The sequence below is a fragment of the Pseudomonas frederiksbergensis genome, from assembly GCF_001874645.1.
GTDB lineage: Bacteria > Pseudomonadota > Gammaproteobacteria > Pseudomonadales > Pseudomonadaceae > Aquipseudomonas > Aquipseudomonas frederiksbergensis_B.
Genome location: NZ_CP017886.1, coordinates 2,820,349 through 2,838,212, shown reverse-complemented (window position 1 = coordinate 2,838,212; position 17,864 = coordinate 2,820,349). Strand labels below are relative to the sequence as shown.

Below are 17,864 nucleotides of genomic sequence, written 5' to 3'. Positions count from 1 at the left end.
ACATATTTATAACTACTTGATTATTATCAATTTTTATAAAGTCACAACTTGCCCGGTGATCTCCAGTCTCTTTTTCTGACATCCGTATCCCTTCATACATTCCAAAAATTTTCAATTTCCTGAAAATCGATCGTGCATTACGCACGACCCTTCGCGGGGCATCGTGCAGGATGCGTCCGTACGTATTTTCAGACTGAGAATAACTGGCTGAATTTGTTTGGTTTTATTTCAGTAAAGAAGCTGGCATGCAGGCTGCAATGATCTGGTTATGCCGGGGCCTTTATGAAGGAACGCCCCCTGACCAATAGCCACCAGTGAGGGAGGAGCTTCAGGATGAATCGCCAACGTGCCACCCAATTGCGTATCTCTCCACTGTATATCCAGCAAGGGATGTTCGCCGTTTTTGCCTTGTTGATTACCTTGATCGGCGGCCAGCAGTTCTTGCGCTGGGAACAAAGCCTGCTGCCAGGGGCCGCGATTGCGCCGACTCATCATTTGATCCAAACCCATTTCAGCGCAGTCGGCAGTCGGCCTGCTGATGCAGCCTCAATGAGAGTGATGAGTGTGGGCCAGGCAGAACCAGGTGCCGTGACGCTGCGTCAGGACCGTTGGGTGTTCTAGGTAACGGGTTTGGCGCGATGTTCATGTGCCGGAAATAGTTGTACCTCTAAACAGAAGCGTAAGGAGAATCATCATGTTGAGCTGGGCAATCACATTCTTGATTATTGCCATTGTCGCTGCCGTACTGGGCTTCGGTGGTATCGCAGGCACTGCCACGGGTATCGCCAAGATTCTCTTTGTCGTGTTCCTGGTGATGTTTATTGCTTCGTTCATCTTTGGCCGTCGCGGTCGAGGCTGATCATGGGCATTTGCTGGAAGACAGACCCGAACGGGTACCGGGTTTGAAAATCGAAAGAGGTCAGCAATGCCTTTTTCCTCTGCGCCCACCCGAGGACGGTGCGCGTATGACCACGGGGTCGGGACGTTCTGATTGCTTCAGGGACGGAGTGACCTACGGGTACAGGGAGTGCCTGCGCAAGGGCCGGGTCAGGACAAGCAGCGCCGCTGATTTGACCGTCACTGATGACGTGACAAATCGGCGGCGCGCTTATATGTGCAAAGCGTTGTCCTAGAGCTGCCCAGCGATTTTTATCGCTGCGCCTGCCGGCAAAAAACCATCGGCGTTCTTCACAAAGCATTTCTCTGCGTTTCCGGGCGACCGTATATCGAGAAATTTGGCGCTGTTTTCCGCTTACTTTTCACTATGGCTCGTAGGATTTTTCTCTGATTTTCATCCCCGATCCGCTGCTCAAAAAATCTCCAATCTCCTCTACGATGGCCGGTTCACGGCACTTATGCCTGCCGAAATGTCGTATTCGAACCGGTTGGGACGGCGGTTTTGTTTGAAAAAACTCATGCCGATTCGGCATAGGGTAGGCGTTTACGGCATTAGACGTCGCTCCCATGCATCGGAATAGTTGCGCCTTTTTTATCTGCCAGAGAGCCGTAATTACGCGCTCCGGGCGACCTTATCCGGGGGCAGATGCACAGACTATTCCGCCATTGAGCGTTCCAGTTTGTGCATCTTCCCGAGTCCATTTATAAGAAAAGGGTAATGATATGAAGAAGGCAAAGCTGAGCCTCGCCTGGCAGATCCTCATCGGTCTGGTACTGGGGATTGCAATTGGTGCGTTGCTCAACCACTTCAGTGCGGAAAAAGCCTGGTGGATCAGTAACGTCCTGCAACCGGCGGGCGATATCTTTATCCGTCTGATCAAGATGATCGTGATCCCGATCGTGATCTCCTCGCTGGTCGTCGGCATTGCCGGTGTGGGGGATGCGAAGAAGCTCGGGCGCATTGGTCTCAAGACCATCATTTACTTCGAAATCGTCACCACCGTCGCCATTCTGGTAGGCCTGGTGCTGGCCAACGTGTTCCACCCGGGTTCCGGCATCGACATGAGCACCCTGGGCACTGTGGATATCTCCAAGTACCAGGCGACCGCGGCCGAGGTTCAGCATGAACACGCGTTCATCGAAACCATCCTCAACCTGATTCCATCGAACATCTTTGCCGCCATGGCGCGTGGCGAGATGCTGCCGATCATCTTCTTCTCGGTGTTGTTCGGTCTTGGTTTGTCGAGCCTGCAATCGGACCTGCGCGAGCCGCTGGTGAAGATGTTCCAGGGCGTCTCGGAAAGCATGTTCAAGGTCACTCACATGATCATGAACTACGCCCCGATCGGCGTATTCGCACTGATCGCAGTGACCGTTGCCAACTTCGGTTTTGCTTCCCTGCTGCCGCTGGCCAAACTGGTGATCCTGGTTTACGTCGCCATCCTGTTCTTCGCCTTTGTGGTGCTGGGGCTGATTGCTCGTCTGTTCGGTTTCTCCGTCATCAAGCTGATGCGCATCTTCAAGGATGAGCTGGTGCTGGCCTACTCCACCGCGAGTTCCGAAACCGTGTTGCCGCGCGTGATCGAGAAGATGGAAGCCTACGGCGCGCCGAAAGCCATTTGCAGCTTCGTGGTGCCAACCGGTTACTCGTTCAACCTCGATGGTTCGACCCTGTATCAGAGCATTGCGGCGATTTTCATTGCCCAGCTGTACGGTATCGACCTGTCGATCAGCCAGCAGTTGCTGCTGGTACTGACCCTGATGGTCACCTCCAAAGGTATCGCCGGCGTGCCGGGCGTATCCTTCGTGGTCCTGCTCGCAACCCTGGGCAGCGTCGGTATTCCATTGGAAGGTCTGGCGTTCATCGCCGGTGTCGACCGCATCATGGACATGGCCCGTACCGCACTGAACGTGATCGGCAACGCCCTGGCCGTACTGGTCATCTCCCGTTGGGAAGGCATGTACGACGACGCCAAGGGCCAGCGCTACTGGAACTCTCTGCCACACTGGCGCAGCAAAGAGAAGCTGCCGGCAGGCGAGACTTCCAACAACTAAGTTGCCTGATGTGATCGTTCCCATGCTCTGCGTGGGAATGCATCCACGGACGCTCCGCGTCCAATCCACAAACCCCGGAGAAATCCGGGGTTTGTCGTTTCTGCCCACCCCGCTATCATTCGCGCATCTTCTGGGGGATTTAACTGATGCTCAATGGCCTGTGGCTTGGCTTTTTCATCGTGGCGGCCGTTTCGGCACTCGCACAGTGGCTGATCGGCGGCAATGCCGGGATCTTCGCGACGATGGTGGAGAGCATCTTCGCCATGGCCAAGCTGTCGGTCGACGTGATGGTGTTGCTGTTCGGCACCCTGACCCTGTGGCTGGGCTTTCTGCGGATCGCTGAAAAAGCCGGGATCGTCGACTGGTTGGCCAAGGTGCTCGGCCCGCTGTTCCTGCGGCTGATGCCCGAAGTGCCTCCGGGTCATCCGGCCATCGGCCTGATCACCCTCAACTTTGCTGCCAACACTCTGGGTCTCGACAATGCCGCTACGCCGATTGGTCTCAAGGCTATGCGTGCGTTGCAGGAGCTCAACCCCAGCACCACGGTCGCGAGCAATGCACAAATCCTGTTTCTGGTGCTTAACGCATCGTCCCTGACCCTGCTACCCGTGACTATCTTCATGTACCGCGCCCAGCAAGGTGCGGCCGACCCGACACTGGTGTTTCTGCCGATTTTGCTGGCGACCAGTTGTTCAACCATCGTCGGCCTGCTGTCGGTGGCGTTCATGCAGCGCCTTCGGCTGTGGGACCCGGTGGTGCTGGCTTACCTTATTCCGGGTGCGCTGATACTGGGTGGGTTCATGGCGCTGTTGACGGCGCTCTCAGCGACTGCTCTGGCGAGCCTGTCGTCGATCCTCGGTAACCTGACAATGTTCGGGTTGATCATGCTGTTTCTGGTGATTGGCGCGCTGCGCAAGGTCAAGGTCTACGAAGCATTCGTCGAGGGTGCCAAAGAAGGCTTTGATGTCGCCAAGAACCTGCTGCCGTATCTGGTCGCGATGCTCTGTGCGGTGGGCGTGTTGCGAGCGTCCGGGGCGCTGGACTTCGGCCTGGACGGGATTCGTCATCTGGTGCAATGGGCTGGATGGGACACGCGTTTCGTCGATGCCCTGCCAACCGCGATGGTCAAACCGTTCTCCGGCAGCGCTGCGCGGGCGATGCTGATCGAAACAATGAAGACTCAAGGTGTCGACAGCTTCCCGGCGCTGGTGGCAGCGACCATTCAGGGCAGTACCGAAACCACGTTCTATGTGCTGGCGGTGTACTTCGGAGCGGTGAGCATTCAGCGTGCGCGGCATGCCGTGGGCTGTGCACTGCTGGCAGAACTCGCCGGGGTGCTGGGAGCGATCGGGGTTTGCTACTGGTTCTTTGGTTGACTCAAAAGATCGCAGCCTGCGGCAGCTCCTACGGGAAGCGTGTGTAGGAGCTGCCGAAGGCTGCGATCTTTTGCGTTCAGGGTTTCATAGGTGCGCTCTTCTGCCCCAGCTCTACCGTCCACGCAATCACCTGCGCCGTGAGCGTGTCACTGGCCTGACCAAACCCGGCCACCACTGCGGGCACCTTCACATCGCTTAATGGCTGGCGTACTTCGAAGCGGCGGCTGGCGAGAATCCGCTGGTCATTGCCACGCACCAGCAGCGCATCCAGGCTAACGACCACTTGTGCGGTGTTACCTTGATATTCCGTCTGGAACGCCTGCAGATTCCCACCCAGCTCCAGGTCCGTCTGCAAGTTGCTGTCGTCGGTGCTCAGCAATTGCACTCGGCCGTCCTGTGCAAACCCGGCGAGCAGCCGATTGCGCAGCAGGATCGGCGTAGGATCGCTCCAGCGCGAAGCCTTGTAGCTGCTGATCAGATCGCCTTGAGGGATCACCGCGATCTTGGCGCTGTTGAGTGCGTCGCTCGCCTGGGGTTTGGCCAGACGCAGCGACCATGTCACAGGGTTGGTACGCGTCGACGACGCAGTACTCTGCGCCGAGGGCAGGCGATAAACGTCCAGCGGGTCGGCCTTGGGCAATATCGAGCAGGCACCGGTCAGCGCGAAACTCGCCAACAGCGTGCAATGGGCGAAGGCGCGGTAGACAGGCTTCATGGGGTGAACTCCTTGTTCTTGTCGCCGCCCAGCAAGTAACCGCTGGGATTGGATTCCAGGCGACGAGAGATGGCGCGTAACGAACTCAGGGTGTCGCGCAATTCACGGACTGCCGGCGCCAGACTGTTGAGCCCCTGCATGCCGTTATTCAGCGCGTCCTGGTTGTCCGTCAGCAAGCTGTTGATGGTTGCCGTGCTCTGCTCCAGCGACTTCATGGCCTGCTCGGCACTGCCGAACATCTGTTTGCCCTGATCGTTGAGCATGCCGTTGGCGTTACGCATCAACGCAGAAGTCTGCTCCAGGGTGGCGCTGGCCTGTTTGCCTACCGACGCCAGTTGCTGCATGGCCTGGCGCAGATCCCCACGCTGTTCGGCGATGGTCCCTGTGGTTTGCTCCAGATGCTCAAGGGTGTTGCTCAGACGCTCGGCGTTTTCCGGCGACATCATCTGGTTGGCGTTATGCAGCAACAGGTTGACGCTGCTCATCAGGTCATCGCTGTTGTTCAGCAACCGTGAGATGGGCGAAGGCGAGGCGACAATTTCCGGCAGATTACCGTTCTTGCCTTCCAGCTCGGGGCTCTGCGGCGTACCCCCGCTGAGCTGGATGATCGAGGTGCCGGTGATGCCGGTCAACGCCAGTTTCGCCTGGGTGTCTTCCTTGATCGGGGTGTCGCCGCCCAAACGAATTCGTGCCAATACCCGGCGCGGGTCTTTGGGGTCGAGGCGCAAACTCACCACATCGCCGACCTTGATCCCGCTGTACTGCACTGCACTGCCTTTGGACAGGCCGCTGACTGCCTCGTTGAAAACCACCTCGTAATCCTTGAAGGCGGTGTCGACGCTGGACTTGGCCAGCCACAGACCGAATAACAACGCACCGGCCACCACCAATACGGTGAACAGGCCGATCAATACATGATGGGCTCGGGTTTCCATGTCATACCTCGTTGAGCTGTTGAGCGGCTGAAAGTGCCGCGCGGCCGCGTGGGCCATGGAAGTATTGGTGAATCCACGCGTCGTCGGTTTCCGACACTTTGTCGATGGCGTCGGCCACCAGCACTTTTTTCTGCGCCAGCACCGCGACTCGGTCGGTGATGGTGTACAGCGTATCGAGGTCATGGGTGACCAGGAAAACGCTCAATCCCAACGCATCGCGCAGGGTCAGAATCAATTGATCGAACGCTGCCGCACCGATCGGATCAAGGCCGGCGGTCGGTTCATCGAGAAACAGGATGTCCGGGTCCAGTGCCAGGGCGCGGGCCAGCGCCGCGCGTTTGATCATGCCGCCGGACAGCGAAGCCGGGTACTTGTCGGCAGCTGACAGCGGCAGACCGGCCAAGGCCAGTTTAACCGCCGCCAGATGCTCGGCGTCGTCGCGACTCAGGCCGGCGTGCTCGATCAATGGCAGGGCGACGTTTTCGGTCACGGTCAGCGAAGAGAACAACGCGCCCTTCTGAAACAGCACGCCGAAGCGCCGCTCGACCATTGAGCGCTCGTGGTCCGACAGGTTGGGCAGGTTCTTGCCAAATACCTTCACCATGCCTTCGCTGGGCCGGCGCAGACCGACAATGCTGCGCAGCAACACTGATTTGCCGCTACCGGAGCCGCCGACCACGGCGAGAATCTCGCCCTTGTACAAATCCAGGTCGAGGTTTTCATGCACGCTCTGGCGGCCGAAGCGATTGCACAGCCCACGGACTTCGATCACCGCCTCGCAGGGCGCACGGGGTAAACGACTCACCAGCCCATCTCCATAAAGAACAACGCGGCGACTGCGTCGAGCACAATCACCACAAAAATCGACTGCACCACACTGGAGGTGGTGTGGGCGCCAACGGATTCAGCGCTGCCGCTGACCTTGAAACCCTCCAGGCAACCGACGGCGGCAATCAGGAAGGCGAAGATCGGTGCTTTGACCATGCCGACCAGAAAATGTTGAACGCCGATGTCCGATTGCAGCAACGAGAGGAACATCGCCGGCGAAATGCCCAGCGATATCGCACAGACTACTCCGCCACCGACAATCCCCGAGAGCATCGCCAGAAAGGTCAGCATCGGCAGCGCCACCAGCAGCGCCAGCACCCGCGGCACCACCAGCAGCTCTATCGGATCGAGGCCTAACGTGCGGATCGCGTCGATTTCTTCATTGGCTTTCATCGAGCCGATTTGCGCGGTGAAGGCACTGGCGGTGCGCCCGGCCATCAGAATCGCGGTCAGCAACACACCAAATTCACGCAGGAAGGAGAACGCCACCAGGTCCACGGTAAATATGCTCGCACCAAAACTGGCAAGCACCGTGGCACCGAGGAAGGCCACTACTGCACCCACCATGAAGGTCAGCAAGGCGACGATGGGCGCGGCGTCGAGGCCGGTTTGTTCGATGTGCGCGACCATCGGGGTGATCCGCCAGCGCTTGGGGCGAAACAGACTGCGAGCGATGGTTTCCAGAATCAGGCCGACAAAACCCAACAGTTGCAGGGTGTCCTGCCAGACCGCATCAACCGCGCGCCCGATGCGGGTCAGCAGTTGAATGCCGACACTGATTTCGGGCTCTTTGACGGGGATGCAGAAGTCGGTCAGCGAGCAATAGACTGTTTGCAGCAGCGCACGGTCGGCTGCGGACAGGCGGCAATCGGGGTGCTCGGCGGACTTGCCGAGGCGCTCGGCACCGAGCAGTTCAACCAGCAACGAGGCACCGGCGGTGTCGAGTGCGCCGAGACCGTTGAGGTCGATGGGGGTTTGGTCGTCGTACTGACCTTTGAGGGAATCGCTCAGGCGTTTGAGGTCGGCGTAATGGGCGAGCGTCCAGTCACCCGTGACCCGCAACCGCGCAGGGGTGTTCGAAGTATCGAGTTGGGCACTGCCGGCCATCATGTTGCTGGTCATAGTCTCCAAGCTTGTTCGGCTGATACGCAGAGCTACGTAATAGCACGATCCCGGTTACTTTGCCTCGCTCGGCGCAACTGTGTTTTGACCCAAGTCGGTCACGTCGAAGCGCAGCACGCCGATCATCTGACCGTCTTCGGTGAGAACCTGTACCTGCCAGTCTCCGACCGGATTACCCGGGAAGTTCTGTTTGTGGCTCCAGGCGCGGTAACCTTCCTTGCGTCCGCCGTGGATGTCCAGCGCAATGCGGTCGACCTCTGCGCCGTTGAATTTCCAAACGTGATAGATCCGCTCATCGAGCCCGCGCGGGGCGTTGATTGCGGTGTATGCGTAGAGGCCGTCCTTGCGCAATTGCGCGACACTGACTTCATCGAGGCTGTCGCCGGGCGTGCGGTCCTGCAGCTGCGTGCTGATCGCCACTTCCGTCATCCACAGGGTGGCTGGTGGCACCCAGGAGCGCAGCAACCAGCCGGCGCAGCCGATGGCCAGGGTGATGCCGAGCACGCTCAGACCGCCGCGAATCGTGCGAATCGGAAAGATCGACGCCAAGCTCGGGAAGGACAACAGCATGGCGATGCCCAGCGCCAGTTTGAAACTCTGAGCGGTGGTCAGGTGCAGGATAATCGGCAATGCAGTCAGCAGCGCGGCGAACAGCGTCAGCGTATGCATCGCCAGGAACAACCAACGACGCGGCGCCAGCCATTTGTAATACAGCGGATCGGTGATCGAAATCAGCGCTGCCGCCCCGAGCAGTCCGGTGAACACCAGTTGCCCACTGTTCCAGGTGGTGGTGATGAAAAAGAACGGCAAGACGAAGAACAGACTTTCCTGATGAATCATCTGCGTCGCATAGCGCAACAACGGCGGCGGGATCTCACGCTTGAAGACTTTGGCGAACAGCTCCGTCAGGCTGTTTTCCAGCATCAGCCAGAGCCAGCTGATCAGCATGATGAGCGCAATCCAGGTCGCCAGGCTTTGTTGGCGGTCGACCAGAATGAAACTACCGACCCCTGAAATGAAACCACCAAGCGCAATGACCCCAGGATAGCGCTTCATCAGTTCGAGGATGCGCTGTACATAAAGGGTCAGGATAGGCATTCGGCGGTTCGCAATTGTCGTAGGAAAAAACCCCGACAGGATAACGCTGGCACAGTGATGTTGCGAGAAAGCTTGGTGTGCGAAAAAGATCGTCTGAACGCGGCCCTTATTGCCGATGCAACCGCCAGCCCATCAGCCCCAATCAAACCCAACACCCCGCCCAGCAACCCTGGCGAGTAAATTCGACCTTCTAAGTGACTTCCTTCAACGCTGGACGTTCAGGGTGAATGGCTGATGTCAGCCTTCATCGTCGGCGGCCAATGTACCCATTTCGACGGTTTCCAGGACCACATAGGCGCTGCCACAGAACAGCGAGTTCAAGCGTCTCATGTCAGCGATCAATTCCAGGTGCAGTGTGCTGGTTTCGATGCTTTGCACGATCTTGCGATGCAAGCGGTTGACATGGGCGTGAGCGAGGCGTCTTTCCTGTGCACGGAAACGACGTTTCTCACGCAGCAGCTGCCGGGCGCTTTCCTTGTCGGCACTCAGAAACACCGACAGCCCCAGACGCAGGTTGGCGATCAACTGATGGTGCAACCCCGCCAGCTCTTCCAGGCCGACGTCGGAAAAGGAACGGCGTTGCGAGGTCTTCTGCTGCTGGACCTTGCGTAGCATGCGTTCGATCAGGTCAGAGGCGAGTTTCAGATTGATCGCCAGCTCGATGATCTCTGCCCAGCGCCGACTGTCCTGATCGCTGAGGTCTTCACGGGGCATCTGCGCCAGATAGAGTTTGATTGCGCTGCAGAGTGCTTCGACGTCATCACTCAGGCGGCGCACTTCCTGAGTGACGGCGGTTTGCTTGCCACGCAGTACATCAAGCATGGCTTCGAGCATGTTGTCGATCAGGTCACCGATGCGCAGAGTTTCCCTGGCGGCGTTGGCCAAGGCCAGGCTTGGTGTGGCGAGCGCTGTCGGGTCCAGATGGCGTGGCTTGGCCTGACCATTGATTTCCGGGCGCTCTGGCAATAGCCAGGCGCAGACTCTGGCCATCGGACCGACGCTGGGCAACAGCACCAGGCAACGCACCGTGTTGTAGAGCAGATGAAAGCCGATCACCAGGCCTTGCGGGCGGTATCTGAGGCTGTCCATCCAGTGCACCAACGGGCCGAGCACTGGAATGATCAACAAAAGGCCGATCATCTTGTAGAGCAGGCTGCCCAACGCTACCTGACGTCCGGCAGTGTTCTGCATGCTGGTGCTGAGAAATGCCAGGACACCGCTGCCGATGTTGGCGCCGATCACCAGACCGATGGCCACCGGCAGGCTGATCACTCCGGCACCGGCAAGGGTTGCGGTGAGCAGGACGGCGGCCAGGCTGGAGTAGGAAATCATCGCGAACAGCGCACCCACGAGGGCATCGAGCAGGAGGTCGCCCGTCAGCGAGGCAAACAACACTTTGACGCCGTGAGCGTGGGTGATCGGATCGGCCGCTTCGACGATCAATTGCAGTGCGAGAATAATCAGCCCCAGACCGATGCCGACCCGGCCGAGCTGGCCCGCACGCGTCTGCTTGCGTGAGAGAAAGAAAATCACCCCGAGGAAAATCAGCAGCGGCGACAGCCATGACAAATCCAGCGTCAGGACCCGCGCCATGAGTGCAGTACCGACGTCGGCACCGAGCATGGTCGCCAAGGCGGGCGTCAGCGCCATCAACCCCTGGCCAACAAACGAGGTCACCAGCATCGCCGTGGCGTTGCTGCTCTGGACCATGGAGGTGACGAGAATCCCGGCGATAAAAGCCAGCCAGCGTTTGGACATATTCTGGCCAATGACATGGCGCAGGTTCGAGCCGTAGACCCGCAGGATGCCGGTTCGGACAATGTGCGTGCCCCAAATCAGCAAGGCGACGGCGGACAGTAGATTGAGCAGGGTCAGCATACTGGGCCCCCTGAATGAACAGCGCCCCAATGGAGCAAGTTGACGGTGCCGCTACGTTCTGTACTTAAGCTGTAGTTGGCTAACGGTCCGGGCGCCAGCATCGCATAGCTAAAGAGTTGATTGAAACAAAACTGTCATGGAGACAGCTTCATGCAGACGTGAAAAAGGGGCCCAAAAGATCGCAGCCTGCGGCAGCTCCTACGGATTTACGTACGGATTGGACCGTTCGGCGTAGGAACTGCCGCAGGCTGCGATCTTTTGGGGTAGCCAACGCTTAACTGACTGGCATTAGCCCGAAAGCCCCTTCTTCTACAGCGCATTCGGGTTATTGACCCGGGATGTCCTTGCGCAGTTTCACCGGCTCCTGTCGTTGCTTCTTTTTCGCCATCGCGGTGCGCAGCTTGATGTTGATTGCTTCCACGGCCAGCGAGAACGCCATGGCGAAGTAGACGTAGCCTTTTGGTACATGCACACCGAAGGCTTCGGCGATCAGCACGGTGCCCACCACCAGCAGGAACGACAACGCGAGCATTTTCAGCGACGGATGCCTGTCGATGAACTCGCTGATCTTGCCGGCGGCCATCATCATCACCAGTACCGCAACGATGATCGCGGCCACCATGACCGGAACATGGGACACCATGCCGACCGCGGTGATCACCGAGTCCAGAGAGAACACGATGTCGATGATCGCGATCTGGACGATGGTGTAGAGGAAATTACCGCCATTGCCGCCTGGCTCGTCGGAGGTTTCGTCTTCACCTTCCAGCGCGTGGTACATCTCCTGGGAGCTTTTCCACAGCAGGAACAGACCACCGAAGAACAGGATCAGGTCTCGCCCGGAAATACCCTGACCGAAGAGCACAAACAAGTCGGCGGTCAGTCGCATGACCCAGGTGATCGACAGCAGCAAGAGGATCCGCGTGATCATGGCCAGTGCCAGACCGAAGATCCGGGTGCGCGCCTGCATGTGCTTGGGCATGCGGCTGACGAGGATCGAGATCATGATGATGTTGTCGATGCCCAGAACGATTTCCAGGGCGGTCAGCGTGAAGAAGGCAACCCAGATTTCAGGGTTGGTCAGCCATTCCATGTGTATTCCTTTGAGCGAGTGTTAAACCACGCCGCCAGCATTTAGCTGGCGGCGTGGTGAGTTGATGCCGTTACAAGGTGCTGAACAGCGGGAAAATCCCCATCAGCAATGCAGCGACGAGTATGCACATGCAGACCAGTACTGCCCACTTCAGGGTAAAGCGTTGGTGGTCGCCAAATTCGATCCCTGCCAGCGCTACCAGCAAGTAGGTGGAGGGTACCAGCGGGCTCAGCAAGTGGACGGGTTGGCCAACGATCGAGGCTCGTGCCATTTCGACTGCGGTGATGCCGTAATGGCTGGCGGCTTCGGCCAGAACCGGCAATACACCGTAGTAAAACGCATCATTGGACATGAAAAAGGTGAACGGCATGCTCGCCAGTGCGGTGATCACGGCCAGGTACGGACCCAGGAAGTCCGGGATCACGGCCAGCAGGCTTTTCGACATGGCATCGACCATGCCGGTGCCGCTCAGGATACCGGTGAAGATACCGGCGGCGAAAATCAGCCCGACCACCGCCAGGACGCTACCGGCGTGGGCCGCAACGCGATCTTTTTGCTGTTGCAGGCAGGGGTAGTTGACGATCATCGCAATACTGAACGCGACCATGAACAACACAGGCAGTGGCAGCAGGCCGGCGATCAAGGTACACATCAGGGCCAGGGTCAGGGCACCGTTGAACCAGATCAGCGTTGGACGGCGAGCATCCGGGAACTGCGAAACGCTGATTTCACTGTGGTCGATTTCGTCGCCGATCAGGTGCAACTCACCCAGACGCGCACGCTCACGTTTACCGTACAGGTAGGCAATCGCCAGGATTGCCACCACACCCGCGAGCATGGCCGGGATCATCGGCACAAAGATGTCCGACGGGTCGACATGCAGCGCACTGGCGGCACGTGCGGTCGGGCCGCCCCACGGGGTCATGTTCATCACTCCGCCGGCGAGGATGATCAGGCCGGCCATGATCCGTGGGCTCATGCCGATGCGGCTGTACAGCGGCAGCATGGCGGCTACGCAGATCATGTAAGTCGTGGCGCCGTCACCGTCCATGGACACCACCAGGGCCAGCACAGCGGTGCCCACGGAAACCTTCAGCGGGTCGCCTTTGACCAGTTTGAGGATCTTGCGCACGGCGGGGTCAAACAGGCCGGAGTCGATCATCAGGGCGAAATAGAGGATGGCGAACATCAGCATCACCCCGGTCGGGGCCAGCTTGGTGATGCCTTCGAGCATCATCGGGCCGATCTTCGGGGCAAAACCACCGAACAGGGCGAACAGGATCGGAACAATGATCAGCGCGATCAGCGCTGAAAGGCGCTTCGTCATGATCAGGTACATGAACGTGATGACCATGGCAAAGCCAAGGAAAGTCAGCATGGGAATACTCCAGGCGTAGCGCGGCTAGGGAATGGCGAACCGGGTGGGGTCAGCGCAGAACGGGAAGCACGAGGCGTACGGGGGGAGCCGGGGCAAACAGGCGGGTACGAGCGGACATCAGGATCACCATTGTTGTTGTTGTGAATAGGGCCGGGCGAACGTTGCGACATTCGTTTGGCCAACCGGTCTGTTGCCGGCAGTGCGGGCGATCCTAATCGGCAAACCTTTCAGCCAGCTTTCGCTGGGCAAACACCGGACGATCTTTTGACTTAAGGCAACTCCAGCCCGCCGGCCGCCTTATGCAGCGCCCGCAAATGCTCGCCCAGCTGTTTGATGTTGGCCTCATTCGCCGCGATCTCGGCTGCTCGACCTGGCTCAAGGAGCACCCTGACCTCTTTGTCCAGATCACCGGTCAACACCTGCAATTTCTTCTGTCGCGTGCTGCTTTCCGACTCCAGGCGTTTCCATTCATTGGGCTGTGGCAGCCCGTAACCGCCCCTGTCGAGCAGTTCTGCGGGACGACTGAGGAAACCGCTGCTGGCGAGAATCTGCTTCAAGGTCTGATTGGCCTGATCCATGCCGCCGTTTTTCAACTCGCGGGCATCCAGGTAACGTTGTTTCACCTCATTCTGGGCCAGCAACAATTGCTGCCGGAAACTCGCCTGCTCCAGCAACAGCAGTGCAGCGCTGGTGCGCAGGTCGGCCCGCTCAAACCACGTGCGACGTTCTGCGGCAGTCAGCGCCATCCAGTCTTCAACCTTGTCCTGTTTGATCGGCAGGTGCTTTTTCAGCACCTCGAACATCGCTTGATAGCGATCGCGGAACGAGTCGAAGCGATAGCCCAGACGCAAGGCCTCGCGCGGATTGTCGAGCACGCTGGTATCCGCCAGTCCGCGGGCCTTGAGTACTTCCAGCAAACCGTTGGGCATGATGCTGTCCAGGCCGACCAGCTGTGGATTGTTACTGCCGCTGCGCAGCAGCTTCAGGCTCTCGACCGCGCAGTTGTTGGACAGGAAGAAATAGTTGCCGTCGTAGCTCCAATGCATCTCGGCAGCGTGCTCGACCAGTTCCCCAATTTCACTGCGCGACAGCTTGAGCGGCACCGAGGCCAGACTGCGCAGTTCGGTCTTGGTGTATTCGTCGATGACTTGTGACAGCGGCAACACGAAGAGTCGCGACGGGTATTTTCCGACCAGACCATCCCAGCTCGACAGTTGTACGTCGCCGACAAAGGCGCGGTAGGACAGCACCAGGGAATATTCCAGATCCAGTCGACAGTCGGGCCCGCGTGGGCGACCGGGTGCACAGATCACCAGCCGCAACATGCTGTGACCCCAGCGGCTGACCAGATTTTGATTGGCTTCGGCCAGCAGGTAGTCGACGGCGTAGACCCGTTCCGGATCGACCTGGCCCAACGGTTGTTTGGCAAAGTCGTTGCCCGCGTTCAGGAAGGCAAAGGATTGGGTGCAGTTGTCTATTGCCGGTGGAGCCCAGCCGAAGTGTTCCTGGTAATAACGGTACAGCGCCGGTCGGCGGCAGGCGTAGCTCGGGTCGAGGAGGAAGTACTCCATGTTGACCGCGACAAATTCCTTGGGGCTGCTCGTCTCGTAAAGGTCCGGGCTACGGGCAATTTGTCGGTTGTGCTGTTCGCGTTCACCGCGACGGCCGACGTATTGCGGCCAGCCGGCAAGGTCCAGCAGGCGCGGATCGTCGCTCAAGGTGAAACGACGGTCAGTCTGACCACGGCATTGATCGGGAATGCCGACCAGGCCCGAACTATTGCTCTGTCGCGTACAGCGTTGGACCAGCAAACGCTCGGCACTTGTCCACAAGCGCGCACGGTCGTAAATATGCGTGAGCTCATGCAGCACCGTGGCGAGCATTTCGCGGCGTACGGTGCCGTGGGGGCGATTGGTTTTTTTCGTCGCGGCGCTGCCGTCGGTGAGGCCGGCCAGCAAGTTGCGATTGAGGTCCAGTTCAGACACCAGAGACGCCTCTCCGTAGGCGTTGCCGGGCATTTCGTCGGTCCAGCCAACATCGATCCGACGATCCAGTTGCTGGATAAAGCGCGGCGGCAATGCCTGCATCGCTTCATCCAGCAGTGCCTGGCTGGCCTGTTGTTCTGCCGGACTCAGACCATCGGTCTTGAGGCGTAATTGCAGGCTCGCCTGAGCCGTGCTGCAAAGCAGTAATACGGCCCCGGCCAACAGCCAGGCGGCTAGCGCTCTCACAGTGCGAGAATGGCTTCGGCGAGGACTTGATCGCTGGCGTCGCGGGCTTCCGGCACACGGGTGCGCAAGGTGTCGAAGGCAGCTTCCAGATGCGCGCCACGGATATCGCCATTGCTGGCGACAAAACTGGCCGCGTCGTCGTGGGCTTCACGGACGACTTTCGAGTCACGAATCGAGGTAGTGGTGTCAGACGTGAAATCGAGGGTGCGCTGGGAGGCGCGGATGATCATGTTACTGGTGGCTACCAGGGTATGTGCCTGGGCCACATCGGCCAACAACAGGCCAAGGAAGGCAGCAATCAGCGGGCTACGCATGGAACGACTCCGGAAGATCAGGATAACTATTGGATGAGAATTGCCTGTGCCAGTTCAAGGTCACTGGCATGAAGTTTTGGCTGGGTCTGGCGCAGGTAAACCAGAGTGGACTCCAGTTGCGCTCCTCGCAGTTGACCGTCACTGGCAATGAACGCCGCCGCATCATCGTGGGCGGCGAGTAGCAGTTTATGGTCGAAGGGCGCGGAGGTCACCTTGCTTGTCGCATAAGTGGTGACGACGAGGTTCTGCGTGGACAGGTCCAGGGCATGGGCCGGGTTGGTCCAGCAGACAGTGATAAACAGGGATGTGATGAATGGTTTTGAAAAAAAATGCATGAGACTCGACGGCTGGAAACGAGCCTCAAGGCTAGCGCAATGCCCGGGCCAGAGCCAGGGCTGAGGAAACGGGGCCCATTGTGAGAGCCCCGTATTCCGACGTCGATCAGATGGCCAGAATGGCTTGAGCCAGCTGTGCGTCAGTGGCTTTCAACTGTGGAGCCTGTGTGTGGATGTAGTCGAGAGCACTTTCCAGGCGGACGCCACGGATGGCGCCTTCGCTGGCCACGAAACTGGCAGCGTCATCACGGGCGGCGCGAACGATCTTCTTGTCCCGCAGCGAAGACGAGAGGTTGGATGTGGCGTCGGAGCTGGACTTGAGCGCGCCGACGACAGCGTCAGTGGTGACGATGAAGCTGGAGGCATGCGAATTGGCAGCCACGGCCAGTAGGGCTGCAGCGCTGAGCAGACGAAGACGGGACATGGGGTAACTCCTGAGAATAAACCATAAATAGTGGCGCCAAGAATAACGCTGGGCAGCCACTGCGTGATGCATAACGTCTGAGAGATCAGACGTACCCTGTGCAGGGCTCGCCACGTTGTCTTCGGATATTAGGCCGTTGTTCAACCGTTCGAATAGCCCTGTTACCCCATCTAGACACGTTAGCGCCAAAAAGGTTTGTCCAGTTCGGCCAGTCGATCAGAATGGCTGATACCTATGTCAGACAGCTGCTGTTCATTAAGTTGCGCCAGTAGGCGGCGGGTGCGCGCTCTTACCATGCTTCGACCGGTAGCGGCGATCAGCCGGGCCATAAACTTGAGTAAAGAAGGCTTGCGAGTAGGCGGGAGGGGAACATCAAGTAACTGATTCATGGTGTATTCCTCGCGAACAGGCTGATTGAGCAGCCTTGGGACACCATGTTGGTCGCTTCGCCGTCGCTAGAGCAGCTACACCAGTGTTGAATTGTACTGGTTCAGTTTTGTTTTTGTTGAAACTGTACCTGTTATGCGGCTGCCCTTCTGTACCCGACGTTTTCAGCCCTGAAACGACAAAACCCGTCGTGGTTTCCCACGACGGGTTTTGTGTGTGCAATTCGGGGTGCTGGCGGTGGACCCGGTGGGTCAGGGCCAGCGACGCTAACTTAGCGCCAGAACGGCTTGTTCAGCTCTTCGTAGCGTTGTGCTTCGCTAATCCCTGCGTCAGCCAGCAGACGCGAATCCAGACGAGCCAGTTGATGGCGGCTGGAGATGCGGCGCTGCCACAGCATCAGGTTGGCGATAACGCGAAGAGGCATGGAAGCCTGGGTTTTTACAGCGTTGTCTTCGAAGAACATTTCGGAACTGAGTGTACGTTCCATGATTGACATCCTTCCGCTTATGGCGGGATTAGGTAGTGGTTTAACTGATGCCAATGATCCTCTCGTTTGGCCAGTCTCTCTAGATACAGTTCACCTGTATTGTGAGGGACCAGTTAACTGTTAATAGGTGCTGTACTGCTCGAAAATGAGGCAACTGTACCTGTCGGCACCTTAATGGTGCATTTCTTGGTGTTTGGCTTGGAGGTGTAGGCAATTACGCTAGGAAATGACCGGTACAGCAGTACAGTTTTTGAAGGATATTAGATAGGCAGTGGCAAGCTGACGAAATTGTGTTTGCGTCAGCTGCCATC

18 protein-coding genes are annotated in these 17,864 nt (G+C 58.4%); 4 read left to right on the top strand and 14 right to left on the bottom strand.

Annotated elements, in window-relative coordinates:
* The first annotated feature begins 333 nt into the window (after positions 1–333).
* The 4 genes from BLL42_RS13650 (at position 334) to BLL42_RS13635 (ending at position 4,328) form a co-directional block, all read left to right on the top strand.
* Entirely contained in the window at positions 334–621 is a 288-nt protein-coding gene (locus BLL42_RS13650) for a hypothetical protein (RefSeq protein WP_071552570.1), read from the top strand.
* Positions 622–694: 73 nt separating this feature from the next.
* The gene (locus BLL42_RS13645; protein WP_071552569.1) at positions 695–859 is read left to right on the top strand and encodes a DUF1328 domain-containing protein; all 165 of its coding nucleotides are present in this window, start codon (positions 695–697) and stop codon (positions 857–859) included.
* Positions 860–1,620: 761 nt separating this feature from the next.
* Complete coding sequence (gltP, locus tag BLL42_RS13640) at positions 1,621–2,952, top strand: glutamate/aspartate:proton symporter GltP (RefSeq protein ID WP_071552568.1); 1,332 nt, start codon at positions 1,621–1,623, stop codon at positions 2,950–2,952.
* Positions 2,953–3,098: 146 nt separating this feature from the next.
* Complete coding sequence (locus BLL42_RS13635) at positions 3,099–4,328, top strand: spore maturation protein (protein WP_071552567.1); 1,230 nt, start codon at positions 3,099–3,101, stop codon at positions 4,326–4,328.
* A 76-nt stretch (positions 4,329–4,404) separates the two neighbouring features.
* Here BLL42_RS13635 and BLL42_RS13630 read toward each other — a convergent pair whose 3' ends face one another.
* The 14 genes from BLL42_RS13630 to BLL42_RS13565 all read right to left on the bottom strand — a co-directional run bounded on the left by BLL42_RS13630 (position 4,405) and on the right by BLL42_RS13565 (position 17,553).
* Complete coding sequence (locus BLL42_RS13630) at positions 4,405–5,043, bottom strand: ABC-type transport auxiliary lipoprotein family protein (RefSeq protein ID WP_071552566.1); 639 nt, start codon at positions 5,041–5,043, stop codon at positions 4,405–4,407.
* Positions 5,040–5,978, bottom strand: coding sequence for an MlaD family protein (locus BLL42_RS13625; RefSeq protein WP_071552565.1), 939 nt, complete (start codon positions 5,976–5,978; stop codon positions 5,040–5,042). Before BLL42_RS13625 ends, BLL42_RS13630 begins: the two co-directional genes overlap by 4 nt.
* 1 nt (position 5,979) lies before the next feature.
* Entirely contained in the window at positions 5,980–6,783 is an 804-nt protein-coding gene (locus BLL42_RS13620; protein ID WP_071552564.1) for an ABC transporter ATP-binding protein, read from the bottom strand.
* Positions 6,780–7,928, bottom strand: a complete 1,149-nt coding sequence (locus BLL42_RS13615; protein ID WP_071552563.1) for an ABC transporter permease — start codon at positions 7,926–7,928, stop codon at positions 6,780–6,782. Before BLL42_RS13615 ends, BLL42_RS13620 begins: the two co-directional genes overlap by 4 nt.
* 54 nt (positions 7,929–7,982) lie before the next feature.
* On the bottom strand, positions 7,983–9,026 hold the full coding sequence (locus BLL42_RS13610; RefSeq protein ID WP_071552562.1) for a DUF5924 family protein: 1,044 nt from the start codon (positions 9,024–9,026) through the stop codon (positions 7,983–7,985).
* Between the two features lie 237 nt (positions 9,027–9,263).
* Positions 9,264–10,904, bottom strand: coding sequence for a Na/Pi cotransporter family protein (locus tag BLL42_RS13605; protein WP_071552561.1), 1,641 nt, complete (start codon positions 10,902–10,904; stop codon positions 9,264–9,266).
* 325 nt (positions 10,905–11,229) lie between these two features.
* Positions 11,230–11,997 carry a TerC family protein gene (locus BLL42_RS13600; protein ID WP_071552560.1) on the bottom strand — a complete coding sequence of 256 codons (768 nt, stop codon included), beginning with the start codon at positions 11,995–11,997 and terminating at the stop codon, positions 11,230–11,232.
* A gap of 70 nt (positions 11,998–12,067) precedes the next feature.
* Complete coding sequence (locus tag BLL42_RS13595; protein WP_071552559.1) at positions 12,068–13,375, bottom strand: CitMHS family transporter; 1,308 nt, start codon at positions 13,373–13,375, stop codon at positions 12,068–12,070.
* Between the two features lie 269 nt (positions 13,376–13,644).
* On the bottom strand, positions 13,645–15,606 hold the full coding sequence (locus tag BLL42_RS13590) for a DUF7844 domain-containing protein (RefSeq protein WP_071552558.1): 1,962 nt from the start codon (positions 15,604–15,606) through the stop codon (positions 13,645–13,647).
* Positions 15,603–15,920, bottom strand: coding sequence for a DUF2388 domain-containing protein (locus BLL42_RS13585; protein WP_071552557.1), 318 nt, complete (start codon positions 15,918–15,920; stop codon positions 15,603–15,605). The genes BLL42_RS13590 and BLL42_RS13585 overlap by 4 nt, the downstream gene beginning before the upstream one ends.
* Before the next feature lie 26 nt (positions 15,921–15,946).
* The gene (locus tag BLL42_RS13580) at positions 15,947–16,255 is read right to left on the bottom strand and encodes a DUF2388 domain-containing protein (RefSeq protein ID WP_071552556.1); all 309 of its coding nucleotides are present in this window, start codon (positions 16,253–16,255) and stop codon (positions 15,947–15,949) included.
* A 106-nt stretch (positions 16,256–16,361) separates the two neighbouring features.
* Entirely contained in the window at positions 16,362–16,679 is a 318-nt protein-coding gene (locus BLL42_RS13575) for a DUF2388 domain-containing protein (protein ID WP_071552555.1), read from the bottom strand.
* A 179-nt stretch (positions 16,680–16,858) separates the two neighbouring features.
* Positions 16,859–17,068, bottom strand: a complete 210-nt coding sequence (locus BLL42_RS13570; protein WP_081427305.1) for a DUF1127 domain-containing protein — start codon at positions 17,066–17,068, stop codon at positions 16,859–16,861.
* A 269-nt stretch (positions 17,069–17,337) separates the two neighbouring features.
* A complete protein-coding gene (locus BLL42_RS13565; RefSeq protein ID WP_071552554.1) occupies positions 17,338–17,553 on the bottom strand; it encodes a DUF1127 domain-containing protein in 216 nt (71 codons plus the stop codon).
* Positions 17,554–17,864: the final 311 nt, after the last annotated feature.

Excerpts from the sequence above, each read along its gene's own strand:
- BLL42_RS13575 (WP_071552555.1), bottom strand. The coding sequence starts at position 16,679 with ATGTCCCGTCTTCGTCTGCTCAGCGCTGCAGCCCTACTGGCCGTGGCT.
- BLL42_RS13650 (WP_071552570.1), top strand. The coding sequence starts at position 334 with ATGAATCGCCAACGTGCCACCCAATTGCGTATCTCTCCACTGTATATC.
- BLL42_RS13615 (WP_071552563.1), bottom strand. The coding sequence starts at position 7,928 with ATGACCAGCAACATGATGGCCGGCAGTGCCCAACTCGATACTTCGAAC.
- BLL42_RS13625 (WP_071552565.1), bottom strand. The coding sequence starts at position 5,978 with ATGGAAACCCGAGCCCATCATGTATTGATCGGCCTGTTCACCGTATTG.
- BLL42_RS13565 (WP_071552554.1), bottom strand. The coding sequence starts at position 17,553 with ATGGAACGTACACTCAGTTCCGAAATGTTCTTCGAAGACAACGCTGTA.
- BLL42_RS13630 (WP_071552566.1), bottom strand. The coding sequence starts at position 5,043 with ATGAAGCCTGTCTACCGCGCCTTCGCCCATTGCACGCTGTTGGCGAGT.
- BLL42_RS13570 (WP_081427305.1), bottom strand. The coding sequence starts at position 17,068 with ATGAATCAGTTACTTGATGTTCCCCTCCCGCCTACTCGCAAGCCTTCT.
- BLL42_RS13610 (WP_071552562.1), bottom strand. The coding sequence starts at position 9,026 with ATGCCTATCCTGACCCTTTATGTACAGCGCATCCTCGAACTGATGAAG.
- BLL42_RS13635 (WP_071552567.1), top strand. The coding sequence starts at position 3,099 with ATGCTCAATGGCCTGTGGCTTGGCTTTTTCATCGTGGCGGCCGTTTCG.
- BLL42_RS13645 (WP_071552569.1), top strand. The coding sequence starts at position 695 with ATGTTGAGCTGGGCAATCACATTCTTGATTATTGCCATTGTCGCTGCC.
- gltP (WP_071552568.1), top strand. The coding sequence starts at position 1,621 with ATGAAGAAGGCAAAGCTGAGCCTCGCCTGGCAGATCCTCATCGGTCTG.
- BLL42_RS13595 (WP_071552559.1), bottom strand. The coding sequence starts at position 13,375 with ATGCTGACTTTCCTTGGCTTTGCCATGGTCATCACGTTCATGTACCTG.
- BLL42_RS13600 (WP_071552560.1), bottom strand. The coding sequence starts at position 11,997 with ATGGAATGGCTGACCAACCCTGAAATCTGGGTTGCCTTCTTCACGCTG.
- BLL42_RS13580 (WP_071552556.1), bottom strand. The coding sequence starts at position 16,255 with ATGCATTTTTTTTCAAAACCATTCATCACATCCCTGTTTATCACTGTC.
- BLL42_RS13585 (WP_071552557.1), bottom strand. The coding sequence starts at position 15,920 with ATGCGTAGCCCGCTGATTGCTGCCTTCCTTGGCCTGTTGTTGGCCGAT.
- BLL42_RS13605 (WP_071552561.1), bottom strand. The coding sequence starts at position 10,904 with ATGCTGACCCTGCTCAATCTACTGTCCGCCGTCGCCTTGCTGATTTGG.